The organism is Brevundimonas diminuta, from assembly GCF_022654015.1.
In the GTDB taxonomy this organism is placed as follows: Bacteria; Pseudomonadota; Alphaproteobacteria; order Caulobacterales; family Caulobacteraceae; genus Brevundimonas; species Brevundimonas diminuta_C.
The window spans coordinates 1,327,642-1,348,750 of sequence record NZ_CP073063.1 but is presented as its reverse complement, the minus strand read 5'-3'; the positions used below and the strand labels follow the sequence as shown (position 1 = coordinate 1,348,750).

Below are 21,109 nucleotides of genomic sequence, written 5' to 3'. Positions count from 1 at the left end.
CCTTACGAAAGCCGCTGCGCTTCCATGTCCACCGCTTCCGCCCTGTTCGCGCCTGCTGCTCCGGTTTCGACCGGACCGTCGGCTGCCGCCCCGGGCGCAGAGGCCGTCGATGCGGGTCTGTTCTCCAGCAAGATCGCCGACGCGCTGAACGCGGGCGTCCACGGCGCGCCGGTCGAACGAACGACGCCCGACCGTCTGACGGGCGCTCGGTCGCTGGGTGTCATCATGGCCCAGCCGATGACGGCCGAGCTGGACGCCGACACGCCGACCGCGACGACCGACACCATTCCTGCGACCACGGGCGAGAGCGCAGACTCCGAAACGCAGGTCGTATTTTCCGACGAACAGCAGATCGGCACGGACACGGCCGCGAAGGACGACGATACCCCAGGCCTCGTCGCCGCAACGCCGTTCACAGCCGCGCAACCGACGCCGGCCGTTTCCGAGGACGCGACGGAAAGCCCTGTCGATCCACAAGCTCCCAAAAGTGTTGCGTCAGTCGCATTCGTTGCCCACGAAGCGATGACGACGACGGTCCCCACGGCTCCCCGCTCTGCAACTGATACGGCGGCCAAGCCTGCGTCGGCGCCTGCCAACCAGGACCTTGAAGCGAAGCCCGCGTTGGCGGCCGCGACCGCTCAAGCAGTCCTTTCGGAAATCTCCGAAATCCTGACGACCGAAGCGTCGACCTCTTCTCCCGCCGCGGCGAAGCCGGCTGAAGTCGAGGCCGCCGAGGCCTCGGTCACGCCCGTTCAGCCGACGACGACCGACGGTCCGAAGCCGACAGTCGCGCCCAAGCCTGCCGTTACGGTCAAGAGCGACGCAGCGCCTCGTCCGACCGACGCAGCGACGCCGGCGCCTGCCACGTCCGAAAGTGCGACCGGCACGATCCAGACCGCTGTCGCTAACACCGACAAACCGGCCGCACCGTCGCCTATCACTCAATCCCTTGCGGCCGCTCAAATCCCGACCGCCCAAGTCCAGATCGCCGTCACGTCGACGATGCCCAAGCCCTCGATCATTGTCCCCGCCGACGTCGTCGCTGCGATAACCGACACGGCGTCGTCTGTGACAGCCGAAACGGCCGACACGCCCGATCAGTTGGCAGAGGCGGCGGCTCCGTCCGACACGCCGAAGTCGTCGCCGACCGCGCTTCAACCCGCCACGCCCTTGCGCGGCAACCTCCATGCGGTGACGGACCGAACGGGCGACACCGCCGTTCCTGCGGTTCAGAACGCTATGGTCGAAGACGCCACCCCTTCCGACGCCGCGATCGAAGTCGTCGCCAAACCGACGCCCTCATCCGCCAAGACAGCCGAGCCCGTCATTACCGCCGTCGCCACGTCGGATCCAGCGTCGCCCGAAGCCACGACCGCAAGCCCCGCGCCGACCGATGCTCAGCCTGCTCAACAGGCCGCCGCGTCCAGCCATGCTCAGGGTGCGTCCACCCTGTCGCGCGCCACCGTCGAGACCACCGCTCAGCTCGCCGCACATATCGCTCGCAAACTGGACGGCCGTTCGACCCGGTTCGACATGGTGCTGACGCCCGAAGATCTGGGCCGCGTCGATGTCAGCCTTGAGATCGGCAAGGACGGCCAGCTGTCCGCTCGCCTGGCCTTCGACAATCCCGCCGCCGCCGCCGATCTGAAGGGTCGCGCCGACGAACTGCGTCGCCAGCTTCAGGAGGCGGGCTTCCAGGTTGCAGGCGACGCGCTCGACTTCTCGCAGCGCGATCCATCTGCCGGCGGCGGCGCCTTCGAGCGCCAGCAGCAGCGCAACGCCCTGTTCGCCGGCGGCTCTCGCCTTGCGGCCCAGGCCGACATGCCCATCGTCCCGGCGCCCGGCGCCTGGATCAATCATTCCCTGACGCCTGACCGCGTCGATCTGAAGGTCTGACCCCATGGTCGACGCCGTCACCACAAGCGCAGCAGCCGGCCGGGTCACCGGCGGCACCAAGGCCCTGGCCTCGAACTTCGAGACCTTCCTGACCCTGCTGACCACGCAGATGAAGAATCAGGATCCGCTGTCGCCGCTGGATTCCAACCAATTCACCGCTCAACTGACCCAGATGGCCGGCGTGGAGCAGCAACTGCTGACGAACGACCTGCTGACCAGCCTGCTGGCCGCCCAGGCCGGCGGCGGTCTGGACAACGCCGCCAACTACATCGGCAAGAGCGTCACCGCCGCCTGGACCGCCACCGAGTTTAACGATGGCACGGCCAGCTGGGCCTACGAACTGGGCGCCGACGCGGACAAGGCCACCTTGCAGGTCGTCGACAGCAAGGGCGTCGTCGTCTGGGAGGGCGCCGCGCCCGACAAGACGTCCGGCCTGCACACCTTCTCCTGGGACGGCAAGCTGAAGGACGGCGGCACGGCCGAAGACGGCGGCGTCTATACGCTGAAGGTCGCCGCCACCGACGCGACCGGCGCCAAGGTCGACGCCCAGGCCCTGATCCAGGGCCGGGTCACCGGCGTCGAGATGTACAACGGCGCGCCGTACTTGGTGATCGGCGACTCTATCCTTCCGCTTTCGACCGTGATCTCGCTGAACGAGATCAAGGCCCAGGCGGCCAACGATACCGACGATACGGAGAATCCGAACGTCCCCACCGAGGAGGCGGCCGCATGATGCGATCCGCCGCCTTCCCGATGACCTCTATTTAAGGTGCGTTCTTCATGAGCCTCAACAGTGCAATGCTGGCCGGCGTGTCCGGCCTGGCCGCCAACTCCGCCGCCCTGGCGGCGATCTCCCAGAACATCGCCAACGTGAACACCGTCGGCTACAAGCGCACGGCCAGCGAGTTCCAGACCCTGGTCAACAGCCAGACCGCATCGGGCGGCAGCTATTCGGCCGGCGGCGTCACCACCAACACCCGCTCCTATGTCAGCCAGGAAGGTCAGCTTCAGCGCACGACCTCCAGCACCGACCTCGCCGTCAACGGTCAGGGCTTCTTCGTCACGACGACGCAGGCCGAAAACGTCGGCGCGACCGATACCCGCCTGTTCACCCGCGCCGGCGCCTTCACCGTCGACAAGCAGGGCTATCTGAAGAACAGCGCTGGCCTGTATCTTCAAGGCTGGCCGGTGGACTCCAACGGCGAGATCTCGACCGATCCCTCCGACCTGTCGCGCCTGCGCTCGATCAACATCGGATCGGTGGGCGGCACCGCCGAACCGACCACTCGCGTCCAGATCAACGCCAACCTGCGTTCGAGCCAGGAATCGTCTTCGGCCGCCAGCGGCCAGTCCTACAAGGGCGTGTCCGATACGGCGACGCCGGCCGTGACCCACGACGTGTCGGTCCGCTACACCCGCACCGGCGCCAACAGCCACGATCTGGTGATCAAGTCCGGTTCGCAGAAGATCGACGCCTCGGCGACCTTCGACCCGACCACCGGCGCCATCACCAGCCTGACGATCAACGGCGCGAACGCCGGCTCGGCGACCGCGATCGGCACGCCGCCGACCCAGATCCAGTTCACGCCGGCCAGCGGCCCCGCCTATACGATCAACCTCTCGGACGTCGGCCTGGGCAACGAAAACGTCGCCAAGACGAAGTACGACCCGTCGGTCAACTCCATGGCGATGTACAACGCCGACGACGACAACCCCGTCGGCGTGAAGCCCGACTTCAAGATGAACATCCCGGTTTCGGACTCCAAGGGCGGCCAGCGCAATCTGGAACTCCGCTTCCTGAAGAGCGACGAGCCGAACATCTGGTACGCGGAAATCGTGTCCGTGCCGGCCAGCGACGTCATCGCGGGGGCACCCTACGCCAACGGCCAGATCAAGACCGGCAAGATCGCCTTCACGCCGTCGGGTCGTCTGGACGTCGACACAATGAAGGCCTGGCCGGCTGGCACGGGCCTGTTCGACGACCCGACCATGGCGACGCTGGACTTCGGCAAGTCCGACCCCGCCAACTTGACCATGCCGGCCGGCCAGGTCGCCTGGGCCGACGGTCTAGGCATCGCCGCCCAAGCCGTCACGCTGGACCTCAACACGTCAGCTGGCGGCCTCAGCCAACTGAACACGGCCTCGGTCGTCCAGTCGACGGTCACCAACGGCACGGCGTTCGGCAATCTGAGCGAAATCAAGATCGACGAGGGCGGCTTCGTCACCGCCATCTTCGACAACGGCGTCATGCGCCGCATCGCCCAGGTCGCGGTCGCCACCTTCCCCAGCCCCGACAGCCTGCGTGAAGTGTCCGGCAACGCCTACGCCGTCAGCCTTCAGTCTGGCACCTTCAACCTGAAGGCGGCGGGAACGGGCGGCGCGGGCGAGATCGCGGCCAAGCAGTTGGAGTCCTCGACCGTCGATCTGTCGGCCGAGTTCACCGGTCTGATCACCACCCAGCGCGCCTATTCCGCCTCGTCCAAAATCATCACCACGGCCGATGAAATGCTGGCCGAGCTGATCAACATCAAACGCTGATCGGCGAGTAAGTAAGCGTTAGTCTCGATGAATCGTCGCGCAAGCAAGGTTTACAGAGTCGTTCAGGGAGGGGCGGAAGTTATCCGTTCCTTCACCACGACGCTTAAACGGACCTTAGTCGGGGACGCCTACCTTCATGACACTACGGTGTTGGTGAAAGAGGCATAAGCCCATGTTGCAAGAGCGACGCCTTAATAGCAAAGGCGAACAATACGTGGTCGGACCGACTGGCACGCCCCTGACCCTCAACGACCTGCCGCCGTCCAACACGGACCGGTGGGTGATCCGGCGCAAGGCCGAGGTCGTCGCCGCCGTTCGCGGCGGCCTGCTCAGCCTCGACGACGCCCTGGCGAAATATCGCCTGACGGCCGAAGAGTTCCTGGCCTGGCAGAAGGCCATCGACAAATGGGGCATGCAGGGTCTGCGCACGACGCGGATCCAGAGCTACCGCTCCTGAGGGTTTCCCCGAAGACGTTAAGGGCCGCATCCGGCGACGGGTGCGGCCCTTTTCGTTTGCGGGCCTCGAAATCGCGCCGGTTCCGCACTAAATGGCCGCGATGACCCTGGTCGAAGATTTCTGCCCCGTTCCCGACATCGCCCGCAACGACATGGATGCGGCGGTCGAGAGCGCGCGGGCGGCGGTCGGCCTGCCGGTCGGCGCGCGCGTGGTGGCCGCCATGTCGGGCGGTGTGGATTCCACCGTCGTCGCGGCCCTGCTGCACAAGGCGGGCTACGACGTCGTCGGCGTGACGCTTCAGCTCTACGACCACGGCGCGGCGCTGAAGAAGAAGGGCGCCTGCTGCGCGGGTCAGGACATTCACGACGCGCGTCTGGCCGCCGACATGATCGGCATTCCCCATTACGTTCTGGACTATGAAAGCCGGTTCAGGGACGCGGTGATCGACCAGTTCGCCGACAGCTATCTGAAGGGCCAGACGCCGGTCCCCTGCATCCGCTGCAATCAGACCGTCAAGTTTCGCGACCTGCTGGACGTGGCGCGCGATCTGGGCGCCGAGGCGATGGCGACGGGTCACTACGTCCGCCGCGCGGTCGCCGGCAACCGCTCGCAGATGCGCAAGGCCATCGACCATTCGCGCGACCAATCCTACTTCCTGTTCGCCACGACCCAGGACCAGTTGGACTATCTGCGTTTCCCGCTGGCCGATCTGGAAAAGCCCCAGGTGCGCGGCGTCGCCGCCGAATTGGGTCTGAAGATCGCCGCAAAGCCGGACAGCCAGGACATCTGTTTTGTGCCTTCCGGGGACTATCGCACCCTGATCGACCGCCTGCGTCCGCAAGGGCGTGAGGCCGGCGAGATCGTGCATATGGACGGTCGGGTGCTGGGCCGGCACGCGGGCATCACGGACTATACAATCGGCCAGCGCCGCGGCCTGAACGTCGCGGTGGGCGAGCCGCTGTTCGTGACCCGGCTGGAGCCCGAGACCCGTCGCGTCATCGTCGGCCCGCGTGAAGCCCTGCTGACGGCCAGCCTGACGCTGGAAGAAACCAACTGGCTCGGTGACGAGGCGACCATCATCGAGGCGGCCGAGGCCAACATCCCGGTCCTGGCTCGTGTCCGCTCGACTCGCCAGCCCTCACCTGCTCGCCTCGGCTTGATCGACGGCGATATCCGCGTCGTCTTCGACGAGGGCGAAGAGGGCGTCGCGCCGGGCCAGGCCTGCGCCCTGTACGACCCGACAGACACCGAACGCGTTCTGGGCGGCGGCTTTATCCGCGACACGACGGCGGTCGTCGTCTAGCCCCGACCCAAGTGTGGAGACGATGTGGAGGCGGGGTGGACCCTGATTGCAGGTCTCTCTCAACCTCGGACATCAAAGATGCACCGGGCTGTTGCACGGCTGTAAACTGCGCATCGCAATGACAGCGTAATCCCCGCCCCGACTAAGCAGGGGATAAAAATGCATCGTCAGACCAAACTGCGCCTTCAGCTGCTGCTGGGGACCGCCCTTCTCGCCGCGCCCGTTTCCGCCTTCGCCCAAACCGCGCCGGTCCAGACCGCGCCGACGGCCGCCAGCGCCGAGCCGGCCGGTCTGGACGACATCGTCGTGACGGCCACCAAGCGCGAAACCAACCTGCAAGACACGCCGATCTCGATCTCGGTCGTCAACGCCGAAGCCCTGGCCGATCGCCACGTGCAGAGTCTGATGGATCTGGCCGACGGCAGCGTCCCCAGCCTGCGCATCGCCACCTTCGAGGCCCGTCAGTCCGCCATGACCATCGGCATCCGCGGCATCGTGCCGAACGACGCCAACCAGCCCGCCCGCGAGCAAGGCGTCGGCGTCTATGTCGACGGCGTCTATCTGGCCCGCCAGCACGGCCTCGCCGCCGCCCTGCTCGACATCGAGCGCGTCGAAGTCCTGAAGGGTCCGCAAGGCACCCTGTTCGGCCGAAACACCGAAGGCGGCGCCCTGTCGCTGGTGACCAAGAAGCCCACGGGCGTGTTCGGCATGCGCGCCATCGCCGGCGTCGGCAATCTGGAGTCCTACAACTCCGAACTGCACGTCGACTTCCCCGCCCTCGGCGACTTCGCCTTCAAGGTCGACGGCATCATTTCAGTTCAGGGTCCGGTGACCGAGAACATCCTGCCGGGACAGACCGGCTTTGGCGAATATGACCGCCGGGGCCTTCGCTTCCAGACGCGCTGGACGCCGGCCGAAAACTTCACCGCCACCCTGGCGGCGGACATCAGCAAGGACAAGAACACCCCGTTCTACAGCCAGCTGCTGAACTTCAACCCGAACGGCCTGACCGTCGTGCCGTTCACCTCGGCGACAGTTCCGTCGGGCAGCATTCGCGGCCTGTCGCCCCTGGTCCAGGTCGAAGGCTCCAACCGCATGACGCAAGCCGACATCGGCGTGCCTCAGCAGTTCAGCGTCGACGACACGCGCGGCATGGATCTGCACCTGTCGTATCGCCCGACCGACTCGCTGGAAATTCGTTCGATCACGGCCTACCGCGATCTGGACGTCGAGCAGTATGACAACATCGCCGGCGCCCACCGTCCGCCGGTCGTCGGCCCGAACGGCCGCTTCAGCCGCTATTCGCTGGCCGGCTTCTGGCAGCATCAGTTCAGCCAGGAACTGCAGGCCGTCGGTTCGCTGGGCGACAGCATCGACTATGTCGGCGGCGTCTTCTACTTCAAGGAAACGGTGTCCGACGACGCCGCCACGCCCTCAACCAACCAATGGAACGCCGACGGTACGGGCTACACCATCCTGGACCCCACCCCTACGATCCGCGGCTTCCGCTCGCTGGACCGCAAGTCCACCGCACACTCGGAATCCAAGGCCATCTACGGCCAGGCCACTTGGACCCCGGCCAGCCTGGACGCCCTGCACCTGACGGTCGGCGGTCGCTACACCTGGGACGACAAGGACGGCAAGTTGGAGGTCGTCAACAACGCCCCCACCAACCTGACCTTCAGCTCCAAGGTCGATCGCTTCGACCCCTTGGTCACCCTGGCCTATGACGTCAGCAACAACATCAACGTCTACGGCAAGTATTCGACCGGCTACCGCGCCGGCGGCGCCTCCTCGCGCTCGCTGACCTACCGCTCGTTCGATCCCGAAGAGGTCAAGGCCTACGAAATCGGCCTGAAGAGCGACCTGTTCGATCGTCGCGTCCGCTTCAATGCGGCCGTCTACGCCATGGACCGCACCGACAGCCAGATCGACTTCAGCCTGGTCACCGTCCAAGGCGCCTCAACCCGCAACACGCTGGAAACGATCAACGCCCCGGGCACCACGAAAATCCGCGGCGTGGAGCTGGAAGGTCAGTTCCGGGCGACCGACAACCTGACCCTGTCGGCTTCTTACGCCTATACGGACGCCAAGGTGCCGGACACGGTCAACCCGTTCAACGGCCAGGTGCAGCAGGTCTTCATCGCCTATACGCCTGAGAACGCCGGTAGCGTCGCCGCCGACTGGAACTCGCCCTTCATGGGCGCGACCCTGAAAGCGCACATCGACGCCAACTACGCCGATGCGGCCCACAGCTTCGAGCAGTTCGCGATCAAGGCCGACTCGTCCTTCGTCGTGAACGCCCGCGTCGCCATCGCCGACATCACGACCCGCGACGGCGGTCCGCTGCTGGAAGTGGCCCTGTGGTCGCGCAACCTGCTGGACGAGACCTACGTCTATCGTCGCGACCCCTCGAACCGGGCCACCCTGGGCGACTACGGCAACTTCAACAACCCGCGCACCTTCGGCATCGAGCTGCGCGCCTCCTACTAAGCGTTCCTCCCGGACGATCGACTACCCCCTTCCGCCCGCGCGGAAGGGGGTTTTTGGTCGTCTGCGTGAAGGCTTTGCGACGGCGATATGAAACTTCACCGCAGCCGTCCGGTTTTGCTGGACGACGCGGCGATCTGGCGCGATGGCGGCTTTCGGAGACGCCATGAGCCCCCTGATCCTGATCGCCGATGACGCCGCCGAGGGCGTCGAAGTCCTGGACGCGGCCCTGCGCCGGGACGGCTTTCGCACCGTCGTCGCCGCCGACGGCCAGCAGGCGGCCGATCTGCACGCGTCTTTGAAACCCGATCTCGCCCTGCTCAGCGTCCGCCTGCCCGTGCGCGACGGTTGGGACGTGCTGGGCGAACTGCGTCGGCGCGGCGAGACGCCCGTCATCATGGTCGGCGACCGGGACGAGGCCGCCGACAAGCTGCAGGCGCTGCGGATCGGCGCGGACGACTACATCCCCAAGCCGTTCAAGCCGGCCGAGGTCACGGCCTCGATCCAGACTATCCTGCGACGCAGCGGGGGCGGCCGGGCCGCCAAGACCCTGCGCGTCGGTCCGCTGGAAGTTCAGTTGGAGAACTACCTGGCGGCGATCCTGACGCCGTCGGGCAAGCGCCGTCTGGACCTGACCCTGACCGAGTTCCGCATCCTGGCCCACATGGCCCGCACGCCCCTGCGCGTCTTCAGCCGCAGCGAGATCATGCAGGCCTGCTTTCCCAATCAGGCGGTTCTGGAACGCACCATCGACAGCCATGTCAGCCACCTGCGCCGCAAGCTGGACGCCGCCGACGCCGCCGGCCTGCTGACCAATGTGCGCGGCGTCGGATACCGGCTCGAAGCCGAGGTCTGATCACCCTCACGCCGCGACGGCGTAGACTCTCAGCCGATGGCCGTCCGGGTCGCCCGCCACGAAGCTGCGGACCGGCGCGGCGTCCGTCGGCGGCGTCAGAATGCGCGCCCCGCGATCCCACCAATCGATATGCGCCTGATCCACCGCCTCGGCGCCCTCCAGCGGAAAGTTGACCTCGCATACCTCGCGCCGATCGTCGGCACGCCGCAGCAGCCCCAGCGCCCGGCCCGACGTCAGCTTGAACAAGGCCCGGTCCGGTCCCGCCACCACAGGCCGACAACCCAGCAGACTGGCATAGAAGCGCGCGCTAACCTCCGGGTCCGCAACGGCCAGAAGAATATCCTCGATCTCGCTCATCAGCCCGGCTCCTGGTTTTTCCGACACGCCGAACCCTAGCCTTTGCTGCTGCCAGTTTCCGTCAGCAGCCGTCGCCTGACCGCGATCTTTCATGCGCCTCGCGCCAGGTCTTCATCAGCGCCTGGCGACGCATCGGATAGCGCGCCTCCATCACCTGCGCCTCGACGATGCGATCGGTGCGGAAACTGCGGAAATCACTGCGCAGTTCGCACCAGGCGATCAGCAATCTCACCCGGTCGAAGAAGGCCAGGGCGAACGGCCAGACCACACGCTCGGACGCCGACCCCGCCTCGTCGCGGTAACACAGCTTCAGCCGCCGCTCGGTGCGGATCGCCTTCCTGAGCAAGGCAGGATCGACCCGATCCGCCGGGAACGGCTCTCCCGGCACGACCAGCAGGGCCGATGTGTCCATCTCGTCGCGCAGGTCGGGCGGCAGCACCGCCGAGATCCGTCCCAGCGCCGCCAGCGCCGCATCGCGCATGCGCGGGTCGGCCCGGTCCGCCACCCAGCGCGACCCCAGCACCAGGGCCTCGATCTCTTCCGGCGTGAACATCAGCGGCGGCAGCATGAAGCCCGGCTTCAGAATATAGCCGACCCCCGCCTCCCCCTCGATCGTCGCCCCTTGCGCCTGCAGGCTGGCGATGTCGCGGTAAAGCGTCCGCAGGCTGACGCCCATCTCCTCGGCCAACACCTGCCCGCTCACCGGCCGACGATGCCTCCGCATGACGTTCAGCAGATCGAGAAGGCGTTCGGAGCGTGACACCCCGCGATCCTAGCAGGCCTGCTGTCAGAAAGCGTCAGTAGGGCGGCGACATGGGCATAGCTAGCGGCTCGCCGTATCAGGACGCGCGATAGGCGCGATCGCCGCCCTCGCACGCGCGATAACTGATATCGTACAAGGGCCGTCTGAGCGACAAGGATAGCAGATGCCCGCGCTCGTGCGGCGCACCTCGACATCGCTTTGGGAACTGGTTGCGAGCAACCGCCTGCAGTCGCCTTCCATCTTGGAGACCCAAGCTCCAGCGATGACCGCTGAGACGACTGCGGTTGCGATCAGTGATCTCAACATCAGACGATTCATGGTCGGACGCAGCGCCCTCTAAGCCGCTTCCTTGGGCATCACGTCGCCGACTGTCGGCCTGTTCTCGGCACGGGTCAGAACCATGTCTCTGGGTTTGACGATCTCGCCGCAGCAGCCGCAGGCGATGCGTGGGGTCAGGGAATGGCCGCAGGTCTTGTGGACCATGTCGATGCCGCTGTCGGCGTCGCCATAAACGTGCTTGTTGCCCCAGCCGTGTAGTGTGACCAGAACGCCGTACAGATCCTTGCCCTTGGCGGTCAGGACATATTCGTTGCGCGGCGGGCGTTCGGAATACAAGCGCGGCTCCAGCACGCCGTGCTGAACCAGGCTTTTCAACCGGGCAGCCAGGACGTTGCGCGCCACACCCAGATTGTCCTGCCACTGTTCGAACCGGCTGACGCCGTTGAAGGCGTCGCGAATGACCAGCAGGGTCCAGGGATCGCCGATCACCTCAAGCGTGGCGGCGATGGAGCAGCTCTGGCGGCTGTAGTCGGCGGTGCGTCCCATAGGCGCGAAAGTGACGCCGCGTCAGGCATTTGGCAAGGGTTGCAAATCCGAACGCTCCAAGTCAGTCTTGTTTCGCAACGGACGTGCGAGCCTCCCGGTCCGCCGCCTTGTTCCTTGGACTTCGGCGGGAGATCGTCATCAGGTCTTCCGCCGCTTCTTCGCCTGACGCAGGATTGCGCAATGACGCCGCCCATTTCCCTCGACGCCGCCCTTACGTTCCAGATCCTCGACGACGGCGGTCTGTCCGCGCCCGTGCCGGGTCATTTCTCGAATGGCCCATCGAGCATGGCGCCGGAGAAGGGCTTTCCGTTCGGCGGTCTTCTGGCGGCCCTGTGCGCCCAATCGATGCGACAGGGACTGGCGCTGACGGCGCCCCTTCGGACCCTGTCGGTCCAATATCTGTCAGCGGCAAGGTTCGGTGAACAGGTCGCCTTTCGCCCTCGCCTGCTGCGCGGCGGCCGCAATGTTCTGTATGCTGCGGTGGAGGCCGAGCAGGACGGGCGCATGACCCACCATGCCACCGGCACCTATGGACTGGACGCCGCGCCGCCTCCGCTGACGCCGTTGCACGGGCCGCCCCCGCAGCTGGATAGGCTGGACCCGAAGGCCACCATACGCGGGCCGATGTCGCCGCATTTCGCCCAGCACGTCGAATACCGCTTCGACGGCGGCCCCAACATCCTGGGCGGCAACGAGGGCAAGCCGGTGATCGAGCGCACCTGGATGCGGATGGCCGACGGCCGGCCCTTGGATGAGGTCGGCCTGTGCTACCTGCTGGACGCGCTGTATCCGCCCGCCTGGACCGCATCCAAAACGCCAGCCGCCATGACCACCGTCGATCTGCGTATCGACATCCTGACCGACCCGACGCCGCAGATCGCGCCCGACGGTTGGGCCTTCTTCGAGTTCAGAATGCTGGACCTCGGCTTGGGCTGGACGGTGGACGAGGCGATCGCCTGGGGCGCTGACGGAACGCCGCTGGCCCTGTCGCGCCAACGCCGCAAGCTGCTGCCGCAACGTCCCGCCTGAAGTCAGCCCTCATTCATCATTATCGACGACTATTCCAAATCTCTGGAGTGTCGCCCATGCGTCGTCGAAATCGCCTCGTTTCCGTATCCCAAGTCGTCGTCGTGCTGGGCGGTTGCCTGATGCTGCAGGGCTGCCTTGTCGGCGCCGTCGTCGGCGGGACCGCTGCGGTCGTCGGCGGGACGGCGAAAGCCACCGGCGCGGTCGTCGGGGCCGGCTTCGACGCCGTCACCACCTCCGACGAGGAAACCAAACTGCGTCGCGAGCGTGAACAGCGCGACTATGAACGCGAACAACGCCGCTGCGAACAGCGCCAGCGTCAGGACAAACGCTGCTAGGTCAGAGACTTAGAACGCAGCGCTCGTTGATGGTCGGCCGCGCCACCTGAATCCGACAAAGGCCCGGCCATTCAGGCTTCAGTGTCTTGGCGAACCACAGGCACAGGTTCTCCAGACTGGGCAGCTCCAGTCCCTCGTGCTCGTTCAGCATGCCGTGATCCAGCGTCTCGGCCGCCGCCTTCAGCGCCCGGTCCAGCGCGCCCAGGTCCGCGACCCAGCCGTGTTCGACATCCAGCACCTCGGACCGCACCGTCGCCTCGACCGTGAAGGAATGGCCGTGGACGCGGCGATAGATGCTGCCCTCGGGCTCGTTCGGGAAGTGGTGGGCGGCGTCGAAGGTCGCCTGTTTGGTGATCTCGAAGACGGGCATTAGCGGACGCCGATGTATTTGTGGGTCTGGACGCTCAGGCGCCATTGTGGGTGGGTCAGGCAGTATTCGATGGCGGCGGCGGTGTTCTCGACCTGATCCGGCCCGTCCATCGGCTGAAGCCAGAACCGTTCGAAATCCAGATGTTCGAACCGATCCGGCATGGCCTTGGGCTGGGGGAAGACCAGTTTCAGCTCGGCGCCGTGGGTCTGCACCACATCCGCATCGGCCTTGGGACTGATGCAGATCCAGTCGACGCCGTCGGGGGCCAACAACGTGCCGTTCGACTCGATGGCGATCTCGAAACCGCGCGCATGCAGCGCGTCGATCAACGGCGCATCCAACTGCAGCAAGGGTTCACCGCCCGTGCAAACCACCAGTTTCGGATCGCCGTCACGCCCGCGCCACATCGCCGCGACGTGATCTGCCAGCAAATCCGGCGAGGCGAACTTGCCGCCCCCCTCGCCGTCGACGCCCACAAAGTCGGTGTCGCAAAAGGTGCAGACGGCGCTGGCCCGATCCTGCTCGCGACCGCTCCACAGATTGCAGCCGGCGAACCGCAGGAAGACCGCCGGTCGCCCCGCCTGTCCGCCCTCGCCCTGAACCGTCAGGAACACTTCCTTGGCCGAATAGGTCATCGCCCCGACGCCCATTCTTCATAGCCGGCCGCACGCAGTTCGCAGGCCGGGCAAGACCCGCAGCCATAACCCCAGGCGTGTCGATACGTCCGGTCGCCCTGATAGCAGGTGTGGCTATCCTCGATGATCAGCTCGATCAGCCTGTCGCCGCCGATCCTGTCCGCCAGGTCCCAGGTCTGGGCCTTGGTCAGCCACATCAGGGGCGTGTCGATGACGACCGGCTTGTCCAGCCCCAGCGACAGCGCCCGCGCCATCGCCTCCATCGTCTCGTGGCGGCAATCCGGATAACCCGAATAATCCGTCTCGCACATGCCGCCGACCAGGACTTCCAGCCCTCGCCGATCCGCCAGCGCCGCGGCTGCGACCAGAAAGATCAGATTGCGACCTGGCACGAAGGTCGTCGGCAGGCCGCGCGCGTCCATTTCGATCTTGCGGTCGGCGGTCAGGGCGCTCTCGGCGATCCGGCCGTATCCGGTCAGGTCCACCACATGGTCGTCGCCCAGGCGATCGGCCCACTGGGGCAGAGCCGTCTTCATTCCGTCGCGCACGGACTGACGCGCCTGCATCTCCACCAGATGGCGCTGGCCATAGTCGAATCCGACCGTCTCCACCCGCCCGAACCGCTCCAGCGCCCAGGCCAGGCAGGTCGCGCTGTCCTGCCCTCCAGAGAACAGAACCAAGGCCGATGTGGGCTTCTCTTCCAGGATGGCGCTCATGACGAATCTGCGGTCGGCCGGTCGGCCGCGCGCATGCACAAAAGGATGGGGACCCAGATGGGTCGGGCAGGCCTCATACACCAGACCCAACCCTTGAGCAAAAAAGGCGGATTTGCGTCTTGGATGACGCCGCTTAACTAATCCGCAAGCGATTTGGGCTTTTACTCACAGTGAGTAGGAGTTCCAGGCAGTATGCCGACCATCGAGACCCTTTCCGAGCGTCCAAAGCCGGTTGCGCCGACGATTCTCGGCTGCGAGGTTCTGGCGCGTTTCGAACGCGAGCCGGATACGCTGGTCATTCCCGTGGTCGATGGCGACCGCCCCGTCGGCTTGGTCGAACGCACCGCTTTCCTTCAGAAAATCGCCGCCCGCTTCGGCCACGCCCTCTACGACCTTCGCCCCATCACCTTCGCCATGGATGCCGAGCCGGCCGTGGTGGAGGCCGGCGTCCGCATCGACGCCTTTTGCGACATCATGCTGAAGGGCGGTCCGGCCGCCCTGCTGCGCGGCTTCATCGTCACCAAGAACGGCGCCTATTGGGGCGTGGGCACGGCTGCCACCCTGTTGCAGGCCGTCAACACGCGGCAGCGCGAGCAGAACGCCGAACTGGCCGAGCAGGCCGCGATCCTCAGCGACACCCGCGCCCAAGCCATCGCCGCCGCTCGCGCCAAGAGCCAGTTCCTGGCCATCATGAGCCACGAACTGCGCACGCCGATGAACGGCGTTCTGGCCGTCGCCGAACTGCTTCGCCGCCAGCCCTTGAATACGGCGGCTCGGGCGCACGTCCAGACCATCGTCGACTCGTCCGAGACCCTGCTGCGCATCCTTCAGGACGCGGTGGACTTGTCCAAGGCCGAGGCCGGCGAACTGGAGCTGAAGACCGAACCGACCGCCCTTCGCGCCGTCATGGACGACATTCAGTCGATGTGGGAGCCGCGCGCCTCTCAGGACGGCGTGCCCCTGCTCGTCGGCTACGAAGGCGACACCGAACTGGCGGCCGTCATCGACGGCGTGCGCCTGAAGCAGGTGTTCAACAACCTGATCGGCAATGCGCTGAAGTTCGCCCGCAACGGCGTGGTCGAGGCCGGCCTCAAGGCCTGGGTCGAAGGCGACCGCATTCGGATGGAAGCCCGCATTCGCGATGACGGCCCCGGCGTCGAGCCAGATCGCGTCGATTCCATCTTCGAGCCCTTCGTTCACGGCTCCGGTCCCGACGGTGCCGGCCTGGGCCTGTCGATCTGTCGCCAGGTCATCGACCGGATGGACGGCCGGATCTGGGCCGAGAACAACAAGGGACGCGGCGCCACCTTCGCCTTCGACCTGACCGCGCCCCGCGCGGTCGTCGAGGTGGAAGCGCAGTCGAACGTGTCGGATCTGTCGGGTCTCGACCTGAAATCCGCCCCGCACATCCTGATCGTCGACGACAACGCCACCAACCGCGTCGTCGCCCAGGCGCTGTGCGAGATGTTCGGCTGCAGTTCCGAACTGGCCGAGGACGGCCTCGAGGCGCTGCAGGCCGTTCAGGAGAGCCGCTACGACCTGGTCCTCATGGACATCAAGATGCCCCGAATGGACGGGGTTCAGGCGACACAGGCCATTCGCGCCCTGCCCGGCGCCGTCGGCCGCGTGCCGATCGTGGCCCTGACTGCGAATGCGGACCCCGAAGACGCCAAACACTATCTGTCGATCGGCATGGCCGCCGTGGTCGAAAAGCCCATCAAGCCCGAACGCCTGCGAATGGCGATGAACGCCGCCATCTCCGCCGCGGACGAACAGGACCAGTCCGATCGCGCCGTCGCCTGATCGTCAGTCCGGACGAACGTCCAGCGCCTCTTCATCCTCTTCGTCATAGCCGACCAAACGCAGCGCTCTCGCCTTCTGGCCGTTGATCTCGGCCCAGCGCAGCAGACCCTCTTCGCGGCCGTGGGTGATCCAGATTTCCTCCGGCTTGATCTCGGTGAACGTCGCGGTCAGTTCGTTCCAGTCGGCATGATCCGACACGACCAACGGCAGTTCCACGCCGCGCTGCCGCGCCCGCGCCTTCACGCCCATCCAGCCTGAAGCGAAGGCCGTAACCGGATCGGCGAACCGACGCGCCCACCGATCCTGGATGGCGGACGGCGGTGCGATAGCGACCTCGCCGCCCAGCGCATTCTTGGGCAGATCGCGGGTCGGCGCCAGCGGGCCCAGATCGACCCCTTCTTTTTCGTACAGGGCGTTCAGCCGCTCCAGCGCGCCGTGAACATAGATGGTGCGGTCCCATCCGGCCTCGCGCAGCAGACGGATGATCCGCTGCGCCTTGCCCAGCGCATAGGCGCCGACCAGATGCGCGCGCTCGGGGAACTGTCCCAGCGAACGCACCAGCCGCCCGACCTCCTCCTCCTCCGGCGGATGGCTGAAGACCGGCAGGCCGAACGTCGCCTCCGAAATGAAGACGTGACATGGCACAGGCTCGAACGGCGCACAGGTCGGATCGCGGCGGCGCTTGTAGTCGCCGGACACGACCATGATCAGCCCCTTCCAGCGCACCTCGACCTGGGCCGAACCCAGCACATGGCCGGCAGGCGCCAATCTAAGATCGACACCGTTGATCGTCGTCGCCTCGCCGTATTCCACCGATTGGGGCTGCGCGGTGAAGTCCGCGCCATAACGCTCTGCCATGATCGCCAGCGTCTGGCGCGTCGCGAGCACCGCCCCGTGACCGGCGCGAGCGTGGTCCGCATGGCCGTGCGTGATGACGGCGCGATCCACCGGCCGAACCGGGTCGATGTAGAAATCTCCCGGCGGACAGTAGAGGCCGGCAGGCGTGGGATGCAGCAGGTCTTCTGGGCGGATCATCTTGCGGTAACGCTCTCGACGCCGTCCGGTCGCCACCCCATAGAGGATGACCCCGAAAATCGGCGCAACAGGTTCAGTCCGCACGATGCACGAGAGTTTCCTGACCACCATCCTGCCGCAACTGGCCGCCGGCGCCGCCCACACCGGCGCCTTGGGCTTCACCTTCGACGGCCTGCACGATGGCCAGCCCCGCATTCGGGTGCCGTGGCGCGAAGATTTGGTCGGCGATCCTGACAGCGGCGTCTTCGCGGGCGGGCTGGTGACGACCTTGCTTGATCATATCGGCGGATTGGCCGTGTGGACCGCGATGGACGCTTTCCAGCCCATCGCCACCCTGGATTTGCGCGTCGACTACATGCGCGCGGCAAGGCCGCGTCAGGACCTGCTGGCGCAGGGCCTATGTTTCCGACTGACGCCCAGCATCGCCTTCGTGCGCGCCTGGGCCTTCGAAGACGATCCCGCCGATCCGGTCGCTGCGGCCCAGGCCGCCTATATCCTCAACCAGACCCGCGAACGGTCGGCCCAAGCAACAGGAGCGGCGGCATGACCGACATACTGAACCGCATGCCCTACGCCCGCTTTCTCGGCCTTCAGACCCTGGTTAGCGGCGACGAAGTCACCGTCATCATGCCGTTCGACGACAAGCTGATCGGCAATCCGATGCTGCCCGCCTTGCATGGCGGATCGACGGCTGCCCTTCTGGAGATGACGGCCATGGCTCAGGTGTCGCTGAGCTTTCCGGGTCCGCGATTGCCCCGCCCTATCAATGTGACGGTCGCCTATCTGCGCACCGGCAGGCCGATTGACGTCTTCGCTCGCGCCCGCATCAGCCGGGCCGGTCGTCGCGTTGCCCACGTGCATGCGGAGGCCTGGCAGGAAGAACGTCAACAGCCGATCGCGTCCCTTACCGCACACTTCCTTCTGGACAACCAGGACTGATCACCGCGCCCTAGCGCGCTGATTCGCGCCGACTTCCTGCTCTCATTGGGTTTCAACGCCGTGCTTACGGCGGCGCTTCAACGCGCGATTGCCGATATGGTAAAGATTGCTCTACCAAACAGGGTTAAGACGTGATAACCATACGGTTCTTGTAAACCTGTCTTTGAGGGGCTTTCATGGACCGCACTGAAGTCGTCTCCAGCGTTGCTGGCGATCTGCATGCTACCGAACTCGCAATCGACGCCGCGATCACCCAGGCGACCACGCTGGTTCAATCCTTCATCGGCGCTCGCGCCGCTCTGTCGCTGTCGCCGGTCTCCGGCACGATGTCGCAAGCCAAGGCCATGGAAACGATCGCCGCCCTCTCGGCCGCGCGTGAATCCATCGTGGCCTGCCACGCCGAACTGCAAAAAGATCACCGCCGCCTTGGCTTCGGCACCTACGCCGCCGGCCCGGTCGCCAAGCCCGACGATTGGCTGGACCCGAAATCGGCCCTGACGCCGACGCACCTCCATCGCGTCGCGTGAATTCTTGGTAAGCTTGGCTTACCGAGATTTCAGTTTGAACTGACTTCGGTCATTATCGCCCCCGTGCATTTCTGCGCGGGGGCGATTTGTCATGCTCAACATCGCTTATGCCATCGTCGGCGCCGTATTCATGGTCGGCATGGCGTTGTTCGCCTTCTTGAAGGGCAACTCCCCCGAGCGGATCGGCGCGGGCGCCTACCTGTTCGCGTGGTTTGCAACCATTGTGATGCAGGAGAACAGCGGATTTCGCGGCGTGCCTCTGGGCATGTTCCTGATCGATCTCGTCCTTTTGATCGTCTTCGTAGGCATTAGCTGGCGTTATCGACAATCGTGGCCCGTGTGGGCTAGCGGCCTGCAACTGATCGCAGTGATGTCCCATGTCATGAGCCTGACCGGACAACGCGTGATGGTCGGATCACTTTATACAGTCGTGAACATGATTGGTTATCTGATCATCGGCTGCATCATCATCGGCACATTTTATGCTTGGCAAGAGCGCCGCGCGGCGGCGTTGATAGGTAGAAATTCCTAGAATCCAATCATATGCTGGCGACGAATCGGTCGCTGGAACACGATGCCGCTATCCCACGCCAAGCTTTGGAAGGCTGTCGACGCGCTGGCGCGGCGTGAGGGTCTGACACCGTCCGGGTTGGCGCGGCGCGCCGGTCTGGATGCGACGAGTTTCAATCCCTCGAAACGCTTCGGCCCCGGCGATCCGCCGCGTCCGCGCTGGCCCTCGACCGAGAGCATGACGCTGGTGCTTCAGGCGACGGGCCTGTCGCTATCGGAGTTTGCGGTGCTGGCCGAGGACGCGCCGGAGGCGCCGACGAGCGTGCCCTTGCTGGGTCTGGCCAAGGCGGGTCAGGATGGGTTCTTCGACGACGCTGGCCTGCCGGTCGGCGAAGGCTGGGATCAGACCGACCTGCCGCGCGCCAAGGACACCCTGTTCAGCCTTCAGATCACTGGCGATTCGATGTCGCCCCTCTATCGCGAAGGCGACCGCGTCATCGTCGATCAGGAAGCGACGCAGGTGCGGCGGGGCGACCGCGTCGTCGCCCGCCTGACCGGCGGAGAAACCGTGGCCAAGGAGGTCACCAGCCTGACCAGCCGCGCCGTCACCCTGGCCTCGATCAATCCCGACTATCCGCCAAGGGTTGTGCCCCGACGCGAGATCGAATGGATGGCCCGCATCCTCTGGGTCAGCCAGTAACGCGCACAGCAAAAACCCCGCCCGGCGAGCCGGACGGGGCTTTCGATGGACGGCGAACTGAACTTAGTTGGCCGTGACGTAGTGGGCGTTCACCCAACCACCGCCTGCGATCTGCACCCACTCGCCTTGCGAACCGATGGCGGTGAAAGGCTGGCCGGCCGACAGCGTGCCGGCTTGGCGGTAGTTGGTGCCGGGGCCGCTGCGGATGCGCAGGTTCGACGAAGCGCGATATTGGGCGCCGCTGGAGGCCGAAGCCGCGCGGGCGCGCTGCTGGTTGCAGCCGATGTAAGAACCGGCGGCGGCGCCGGCGCCCGCGCCGACGATGGTGCCGGCCGTACGCTCGTTGCGGGCGAGGTTCGAGCCCACCACGCCGCCGACGACGGCGCCGATCAGGGCGCCCGCACGTTGGCGACCGCCAGGGGCGTCACAGTTGGTCACGCCGTTGGCCTGGGCCTGGGCGGACATCGGGGCGGCGGTCACCATGGCGGCCAGGGCGGCAGCGGTGGCCAGACCGGTCTTGAAAATCTTGTTCGACATAACTCTTCTCCTGTCAGCGCGTTTGCCGATGAGGGGAGAATGCACGGACGAACCTGAAGGCTCCCGGAGCTTCGCCGTTATTTTCCGTTCATCTTGGCTATGCGCGCAGACTGGCGGCGGGCGACAAATCGTCTTGCGATATCGATGTCTCGTTCGATGAAGTGTTTCCGGCGCACGAACTGGAAGTCCAGCACGCGCGCCCACAGATGAAGCATGCGGTCGTTTGTCACGAAAACCGTCACCGCCTCGACGGATGGTGGCGGCCCCCAAGCCTCAGCCAGCTTCGCCAAATGCTGGACGGTGGCGTCGTCCGTCATGGGTTCGCATTCGACGATCCAGTCCCAGCTGCAGAGCTCGGGCCTTTGCGTGATCAGATCGACCGTCGCTTTCAGCACGCGGTCGGCTGACCCGGCCGAGACCAGGTCGAGCATCAGGACCCTGTTCGCCTCGTCGATCTCGTAACGCAACCTCGCCTCCCCCGGCTACGT

Annotated in this window: 24 protein-coding genes; 15 read left to right on the top strand and 9 right to left on the bottom strand. The window is 65.8% G+C overall.

Going from position 1 to position 21,109, the window contains the following annotated elements; all coding sequences use genetic code 11:
- Positions 1-24: 24 nt before the first annotated feature.
- The 7 genes from KAK88_RS06625 to KAK88_RS06595 all read left to right on the top strand — a co-directional run bounded on the left by KAK88_RS06625 (position 25) and on the right by KAK88_RS06595 (position 9,540).
- A complete protein-coding gene (locus KAK88_RS06625; protein ID WP_242078368.1) occupies positions 25-1,896 on the top strand; it encodes a flagellar hook-length control protein FliK in 1,872 nt (623 codons plus the stop codon).
- A gap of 4 nt (positions 1,897-1,900) precedes the next feature.
- The gene (locus tag KAK88_RS06620; protein WP_242078367.1) at positions 1,901-2,629 is read left to right on the top strand and encodes a flagellar hook assembly protein FlgD; all 729 of its coding nucleotides are present in this window, start codon (positions 1,901-1,903) and stop codon (positions 2,627-2,629) included.
- Between the two features lie 47 nt (positions 2,630-2,676).
- Positions 2,677-4,434, top strand: a complete 1,758-nt coding sequence (gene flgE / locus KAK88_RS06615) for a flagellar hook protein FlgE (protein WP_242078366.1) — start codon at positions 2,677-2,679, stop codon at positions 4,432-4,434.
- A gap of 172 nt (positions 4,435-4,606) precedes the next feature.
- Complete coding sequence (locus KAK88_RS06610) at positions 4,607-4,891, top strand: DUF1153 domain-containing protein (RefSeq protein WP_026108337.1); 285 nt, start codon at positions 4,607-4,609, stop codon at positions 4,889-4,891.
- A gap of 91 nt (positions 4,892-4,982) precedes the next feature.
- Positions 4,983-6,194, top strand: a complete 1,212-nt coding sequence (mnmA, locus tag KAK88_RS06605; RefSeq protein ID WP_242078365.1) for a tRNA 2-thiouridine(34) synthase MnmA — start codon at positions 4,983-4,985, stop codon at positions 6,192-6,194.
- Positions 6,195-6,353: 159 nt separating this feature from the next.
- On the top strand, positions 6,354-8,687 hold the full coding sequence (locus KAK88_RS06600) for a TonB-dependent receptor (RefSeq protein ID WP_242078364.1): 2,334 nt from the start codon (positions 6,354-6,356) through the stop codon (positions 8,685-8,687).
- A 163-nt stretch (positions 8,688-8,850) separates the two neighbouring features.
- Positions 8,851-9,540 (top strand): response regulator, encoded by a 690-nt coding sequence (locus KAK88_RS06595; protein WP_242078363.1) that lies wholly within the window; start codon positions 8,851-8,853, stop codon positions 9,538-9,540.
- 6 nt (positions 9,541-9,546) lie between these two features.
- Here the strand turns inward: KAK88_RS06595 and KAK88_RS06590 are convergent, their stop codons facing one another.
- The 3 genes from KAK88_RS06590 to KAK88_RS06580 all read right to left on the bottom strand — a co-directional run bounded on the left by KAK88_RS06590 (position 9,547) and on the right by KAK88_RS06580 (position 11,485).
- The gene (locus tag KAK88_RS06590) at positions 9,547-9,897 is read right to left on the bottom strand and encodes a VOC family protein (RefSeq protein WP_242078362.1); all 351 of its coding nucleotides are present in this window, start codon (positions 9,895-9,897) and stop codon (positions 9,547-9,549) included.
- Positions 9,898-9,958: 61 nt separating this feature from the next.
- Positions 9,959-10,660, bottom strand: coding sequence for a helix-turn-helix transcriptional regulator (locus KAK88_RS06585; protein WP_242078361.1), 702 nt, complete (start codon positions 10,658-10,660; stop codon positions 9,959-9,961).
- Between the two features lie 336 nt (positions 10,661-10,996).
- On the bottom strand, positions 10,997-11,485 hold the full coding sequence (locus KAK88_RS06580; protein ID WP_045810245.1) for a winged helix-turn-helix transcriptional regulator: 489 nt from the start codon (positions 11,483-11,485) through the stop codon (positions 10,997-10,999).
- Between the two features lie 180 nt (positions 11,486-11,665).
- On the opposite strand from KAK88_RS06580, the gene KAK88_RS06575 reads away from it, so the two are divergent.
- Entirely contained in the window at positions 11,666-12,514 is an 849-nt protein-coding gene (locus KAK88_RS06575; protein WP_242078360.1) for a thioesterase family protein, read from the top strand.
- A gap of 56 nt (positions 12,515-12,570) precedes the next feature.
- Positions 12,571-12,849, top strand: a complete 279-nt coding sequence (locus KAK88_RS06570; protein WP_242078359.1) for a hypothetical protein — start codon at positions 12,571-12,573, stop codon at positions 12,847-12,849.
- Position 12,850: 1 nt separating this feature from the next.
- Here KAK88_RS06570 and KAK88_RS06565 read toward each other — a convergent pair whose 3' ends face one another.
- From KAK88_RS06565 to queC, 3 genes are read right to left on the bottom strand one after another with little or no spacing between them, the layout of a single operon-like run.
- Positions 12,851-13,219 (bottom strand): 6-pyruvoyl trahydropterin synthase family protein, encoded by a 369-nt coding sequence (locus KAK88_RS06565; RefSeq protein ID WP_112861642.1) that lies wholly within the window; start codon positions 13,217-13,219, stop codon positions 12,851-12,853.
- A complete protein-coding gene (gene queE, locus KAK88_RS06560; RefSeq protein ID WP_242078358.1) occupies positions 13,219-13,854 on the bottom strand; it encodes a 7-carboxy-7-deazaguanine synthase in 636 nt (211 codons plus the stop codon). The genes KAK88_RS06565 and queE overlap by 1 nt, the downstream gene beginning before the upstream one ends.
- Complete coding sequence (gene queC / locus KAK88_RS06555; protein WP_242078357.1) at positions 13,851-14,570, bottom strand: 7-cyano-7-deazaguanine synthase QueC; 720 nt, start codon at positions 14,568-14,570, stop codon at positions 13,851-13,853. Before queC ends, queE begins: the two co-directional genes overlap by 4 nt.
- Before the next feature lie 192 nt (positions 14,571-14,762).
- On the opposite strand from queC, the gene KAK88_RS06550 reads away from it, so the two are divergent.
- Positions 14,763-16,373 (top strand): response regulator, encoded by a 1,611-nt coding sequence (locus KAK88_RS06550; protein ID WP_242078356.1) that lies wholly within the window; start codon positions 14,763-14,765, stop codon positions 16,371-16,373.
- Between the two features lie 3 nt (positions 16,374-16,376).
- Here KAK88_RS06550 and KAK88_RS06545 read toward each other — a convergent pair whose 3' ends face one another.
- The gene (locus KAK88_RS06545; protein ID WP_242078355.1) at positions 16,377-17,408 is read right to left on the bottom strand and encodes a ligase-associated DNA damage response exonuclease; all 1,032 of its coding nucleotides are present in this window, start codon (positions 17,406-17,408) and stop codon (positions 16,377-16,379) included.
- 46 nt (positions 17,409-17,454) lie between these two features.
- Between KAK88_RS06545 and KAK88_RS06540 the strand changes: the two genes are divergently transcribed.
- The 5 genes from KAK88_RS06540 to KAK88_RS06520 all read left to right on the top strand — a co-directional run bounded on the left by KAK88_RS06540 (position 17,455) and on the right by KAK88_RS06520 (position 20,084).
- The gene (locus KAK88_RS06540; RefSeq protein ID WP_242078354.1) at positions 17,455-17,955 is read left to right on the top strand and encodes a PaaI family thioesterase; all 501 of its coding nucleotides are present in this window, start codon (positions 17,455-17,457) and stop codon (positions 17,953-17,955) included.
- Positions 17,952-18,347, top strand: a complete 396-nt coding sequence (locus KAK88_RS06535; protein WP_242078353.1) for a PaaI family thioesterase — start codon at positions 17,952-17,954, stop codon at positions 18,345-18,347. Before KAK88_RS06540 ends, KAK88_RS06535 begins: the two co-directional genes overlap by 4 nt.
- A gap of 176 nt (positions 18,348-18,523) precedes the next feature.
- The gene (locus KAK88_RS06530; RefSeq protein ID WP_242078352.1) at positions 18,524-18,874 is read left to right on the top strand and encodes a hypothetical protein; all 351 of its coding nucleotides are present in this window, start codon (positions 18,524-18,526) and stop codon (positions 18,872-18,874) included.
- A 91-nt stretch (positions 18,875-18,965) separates the two neighbouring features.
- A complete protein-coding gene (locus KAK88_RS06525) occupies positions 18,966-19,406 on the top strand; it encodes a hypothetical protein (protein ID WP_242078351.1) in 441 nt (146 codons plus the stop codon).
- 42 nt (positions 19,407-19,448) lie between these two features.
- Complete coding sequence (locus KAK88_RS06520) at positions 19,449-20,084, top strand: S24 family peptidase (RefSeq protein ID WP_242078350.1); 636 nt, start codon at positions 19,449-19,451, stop codon at positions 20,082-20,084.
- A 63-nt stretch (positions 20,085-20,147) separates the two neighbouring features.
- Here KAK88_RS06520 and KAK88_RS06515 read toward each other — a convergent pair whose 3' ends face one another.
- Both KAK88_RS06515 and KAK88_RS06510 read right to left on the bottom strand, forming a co-directional pair.
- Positions 20,148-20,621: an SH3 domain-containing protein gene (locus KAK88_RS06515; RefSeq protein WP_039246408.1), complete on the bottom strand. Its 474-nt coding sequence runs from the start codon at positions 20,619-20,621 to the stop codon at positions 20,148-20,150.
- Between the two features lie 77 nt (positions 20,622-20,698).
- A complete protein-coding gene (locus tag KAK88_RS06510; RefSeq protein WP_242078349.1) occupies positions 20,699-21,088 on the bottom strand; it encodes a hypothetical protein in 390 nt (129 codons plus the stop codon).
- Between the last annotated feature and the right edge of the window lie 21 nt (positions 21,089-21,109).

What these genes read in the sequence shown, in the direction of transcription:
- KAK88_RS06610 (WP_026108337.1), top strand. Translation starts at nt 4,607, where the DNA reads ATGTTGCAAGAGCGACGCCTTAATAGCAAAGGCGAACAATACGTGGTC.
- KAK88_RS06600 (WP_242078364.1), top strand. Translation starts at nt 6,354, where the DNA reads ATGCATCGTCAGACCAAACTGCGCCTTCAGCTGCTGCTGGGGACCGCC.
- KAK88_RS06590 (WP_242078362.1), bottom strand. Translation starts at nt 9,897, where the DNA reads ATGAGCGAGATCGAGGATATTCTTCTGGCCGTTGCGGACCCGGAGGTT.
- KAK88_RS06540 (WP_242078354.1), top strand. Translation starts at nt 17,455, where the DNA reads ATGACCCCGAAAATCGGCGCAACAGGTTCAGTCCGCACGATGCACGAG.
- KAK88_RS06595 (WP_242078363.1), top strand. Translation starts at nt 8,851, where the DNA reads ATGAGCCCCCTGATCCTGATCGCCGATGACGCCGCCGAGGGCGTCGAA.
- KAK88_RS06520 (WP_242078350.1), top strand. Translation starts at nt 19,449, where the DNA reads ATGCCGCTATCCCACGCCAAGCTTTGGAAGGCTGTCGACGCGCTGGCG.
- mnmA (WP_242078365.1), top strand. Translation starts at nt 4,983, where the DNA reads ATGGCCGCGATGACCCTGGTCGAAGATTTCTGCCCCGTTCCCGACATC.
- KAK88_RS06580 (WP_045810245.1), bottom strand. Translation starts at nt 11,485, where the DNA reads ATGGGACGCACCGCCGACTACAGCCGCCAGAGCTGCTCCATCGCCGCC.
- flgE (WP_242078366.1), top strand. Translation starts at nt 2,677, where the DNA reads ATGAGCCTCAACAGTGCAATGCTGGCCGGCGTGTCCGGCCTGGCCGCC.
- queE (WP_242078358.1), bottom strand. Translation starts at nt 13,854, where the DNA reads ATGACCTATTCGGCCAAGGAAGTGTTCCTGACGGTTCAGGGCGAGGGC.
- KAK88_RS06620 (WP_242078367.1), top strand. Translation starts at nt 1,901, where the DNA reads ATGGTCGACGCCGTCACCACAAGCGCAGCAGCCGGCCGGGTCACCGGC.
- KAK88_RS06535 (WP_242078353.1), top strand. Translation starts at nt 17,952, where the DNA reads ATGACCGACATACTGAACCGCATGCCCTACGCCCGCTTTCTCGGCCTT.
- KAK88_RS06545 (WP_242078355.1), bottom strand. Translation starts at nt 17,408, where the DNA reads ATGATCCGCCCAGAAGACCTGCTGCATCCCACGCCTGCCGGCCTCTAC.
- KAK88_RS06625 (WP_242078368.1), top strand. Translation starts at nt 25, where the DNA reads ATGTCCACCGCTTCCGCCCTGTTCGCGCCTGCTGCTCCGGTTTCGACC.
- KAK88_RS06550 (WP_242078356.1), top strand. Translation starts at nt 14,763, where the DNA reads ATGCCGACCATCGAGACCCTTTCCGAGCGTCCAAAGCCGGTTGCGCCG.
- KAK88_RS06565 (WP_112861642.1), bottom strand. Translation starts at nt 13,219, where the DNA reads ATGCCCGTCTTCGAGATCACCAAACAGGCGACCTTCGACGCCGCCCAC.
- KAK88_RS06530 (WP_242078352.1), top strand. Translation starts at nt 18,524, where the DNA reads ATGGACCGCACTGAAGTCGTCTCCAGCGTTGCTGGCGATCTGCATGCT.
- KAK88_RS06575 (WP_242078360.1), top strand. Translation starts at nt 11,666, where the DNA reads ATGACGCCGCCCATTTCCCTCGACGCCGCCCTTACGTTCCAGATCCTC.
- queC (WP_242078357.1), bottom strand. Translation starts at nt 14,570, where the DNA reads ATGAGCGCCATCCTGGAAGAGAAGCCCACATCGGCCTTGGTTCTGTTC.
- KAK88_RS06570 (WP_242078359.1), top strand. Translation starts at nt 12,571, where the DNA reads ATGCGTCGTCGAAATCGCCTCGTTTCCGTATCCCAAGTCGTCGTCGTG.
- KAK88_RS06515 (WP_039246408.1), bottom strand. Translation starts at nt 20,621, where the DNA reads ATGTCGAACAAGATTTTCAAGACCGGTCTGGCCACCGCTGCCGCCCTG.
- KAK88_RS06525 (WP_242078351.1), top strand. Translation starts at nt 18,966, where the DNA reads ATGCTCAACATCGCTTATGCCATCGTCGGCGCCGTATTCATGGTCGGC.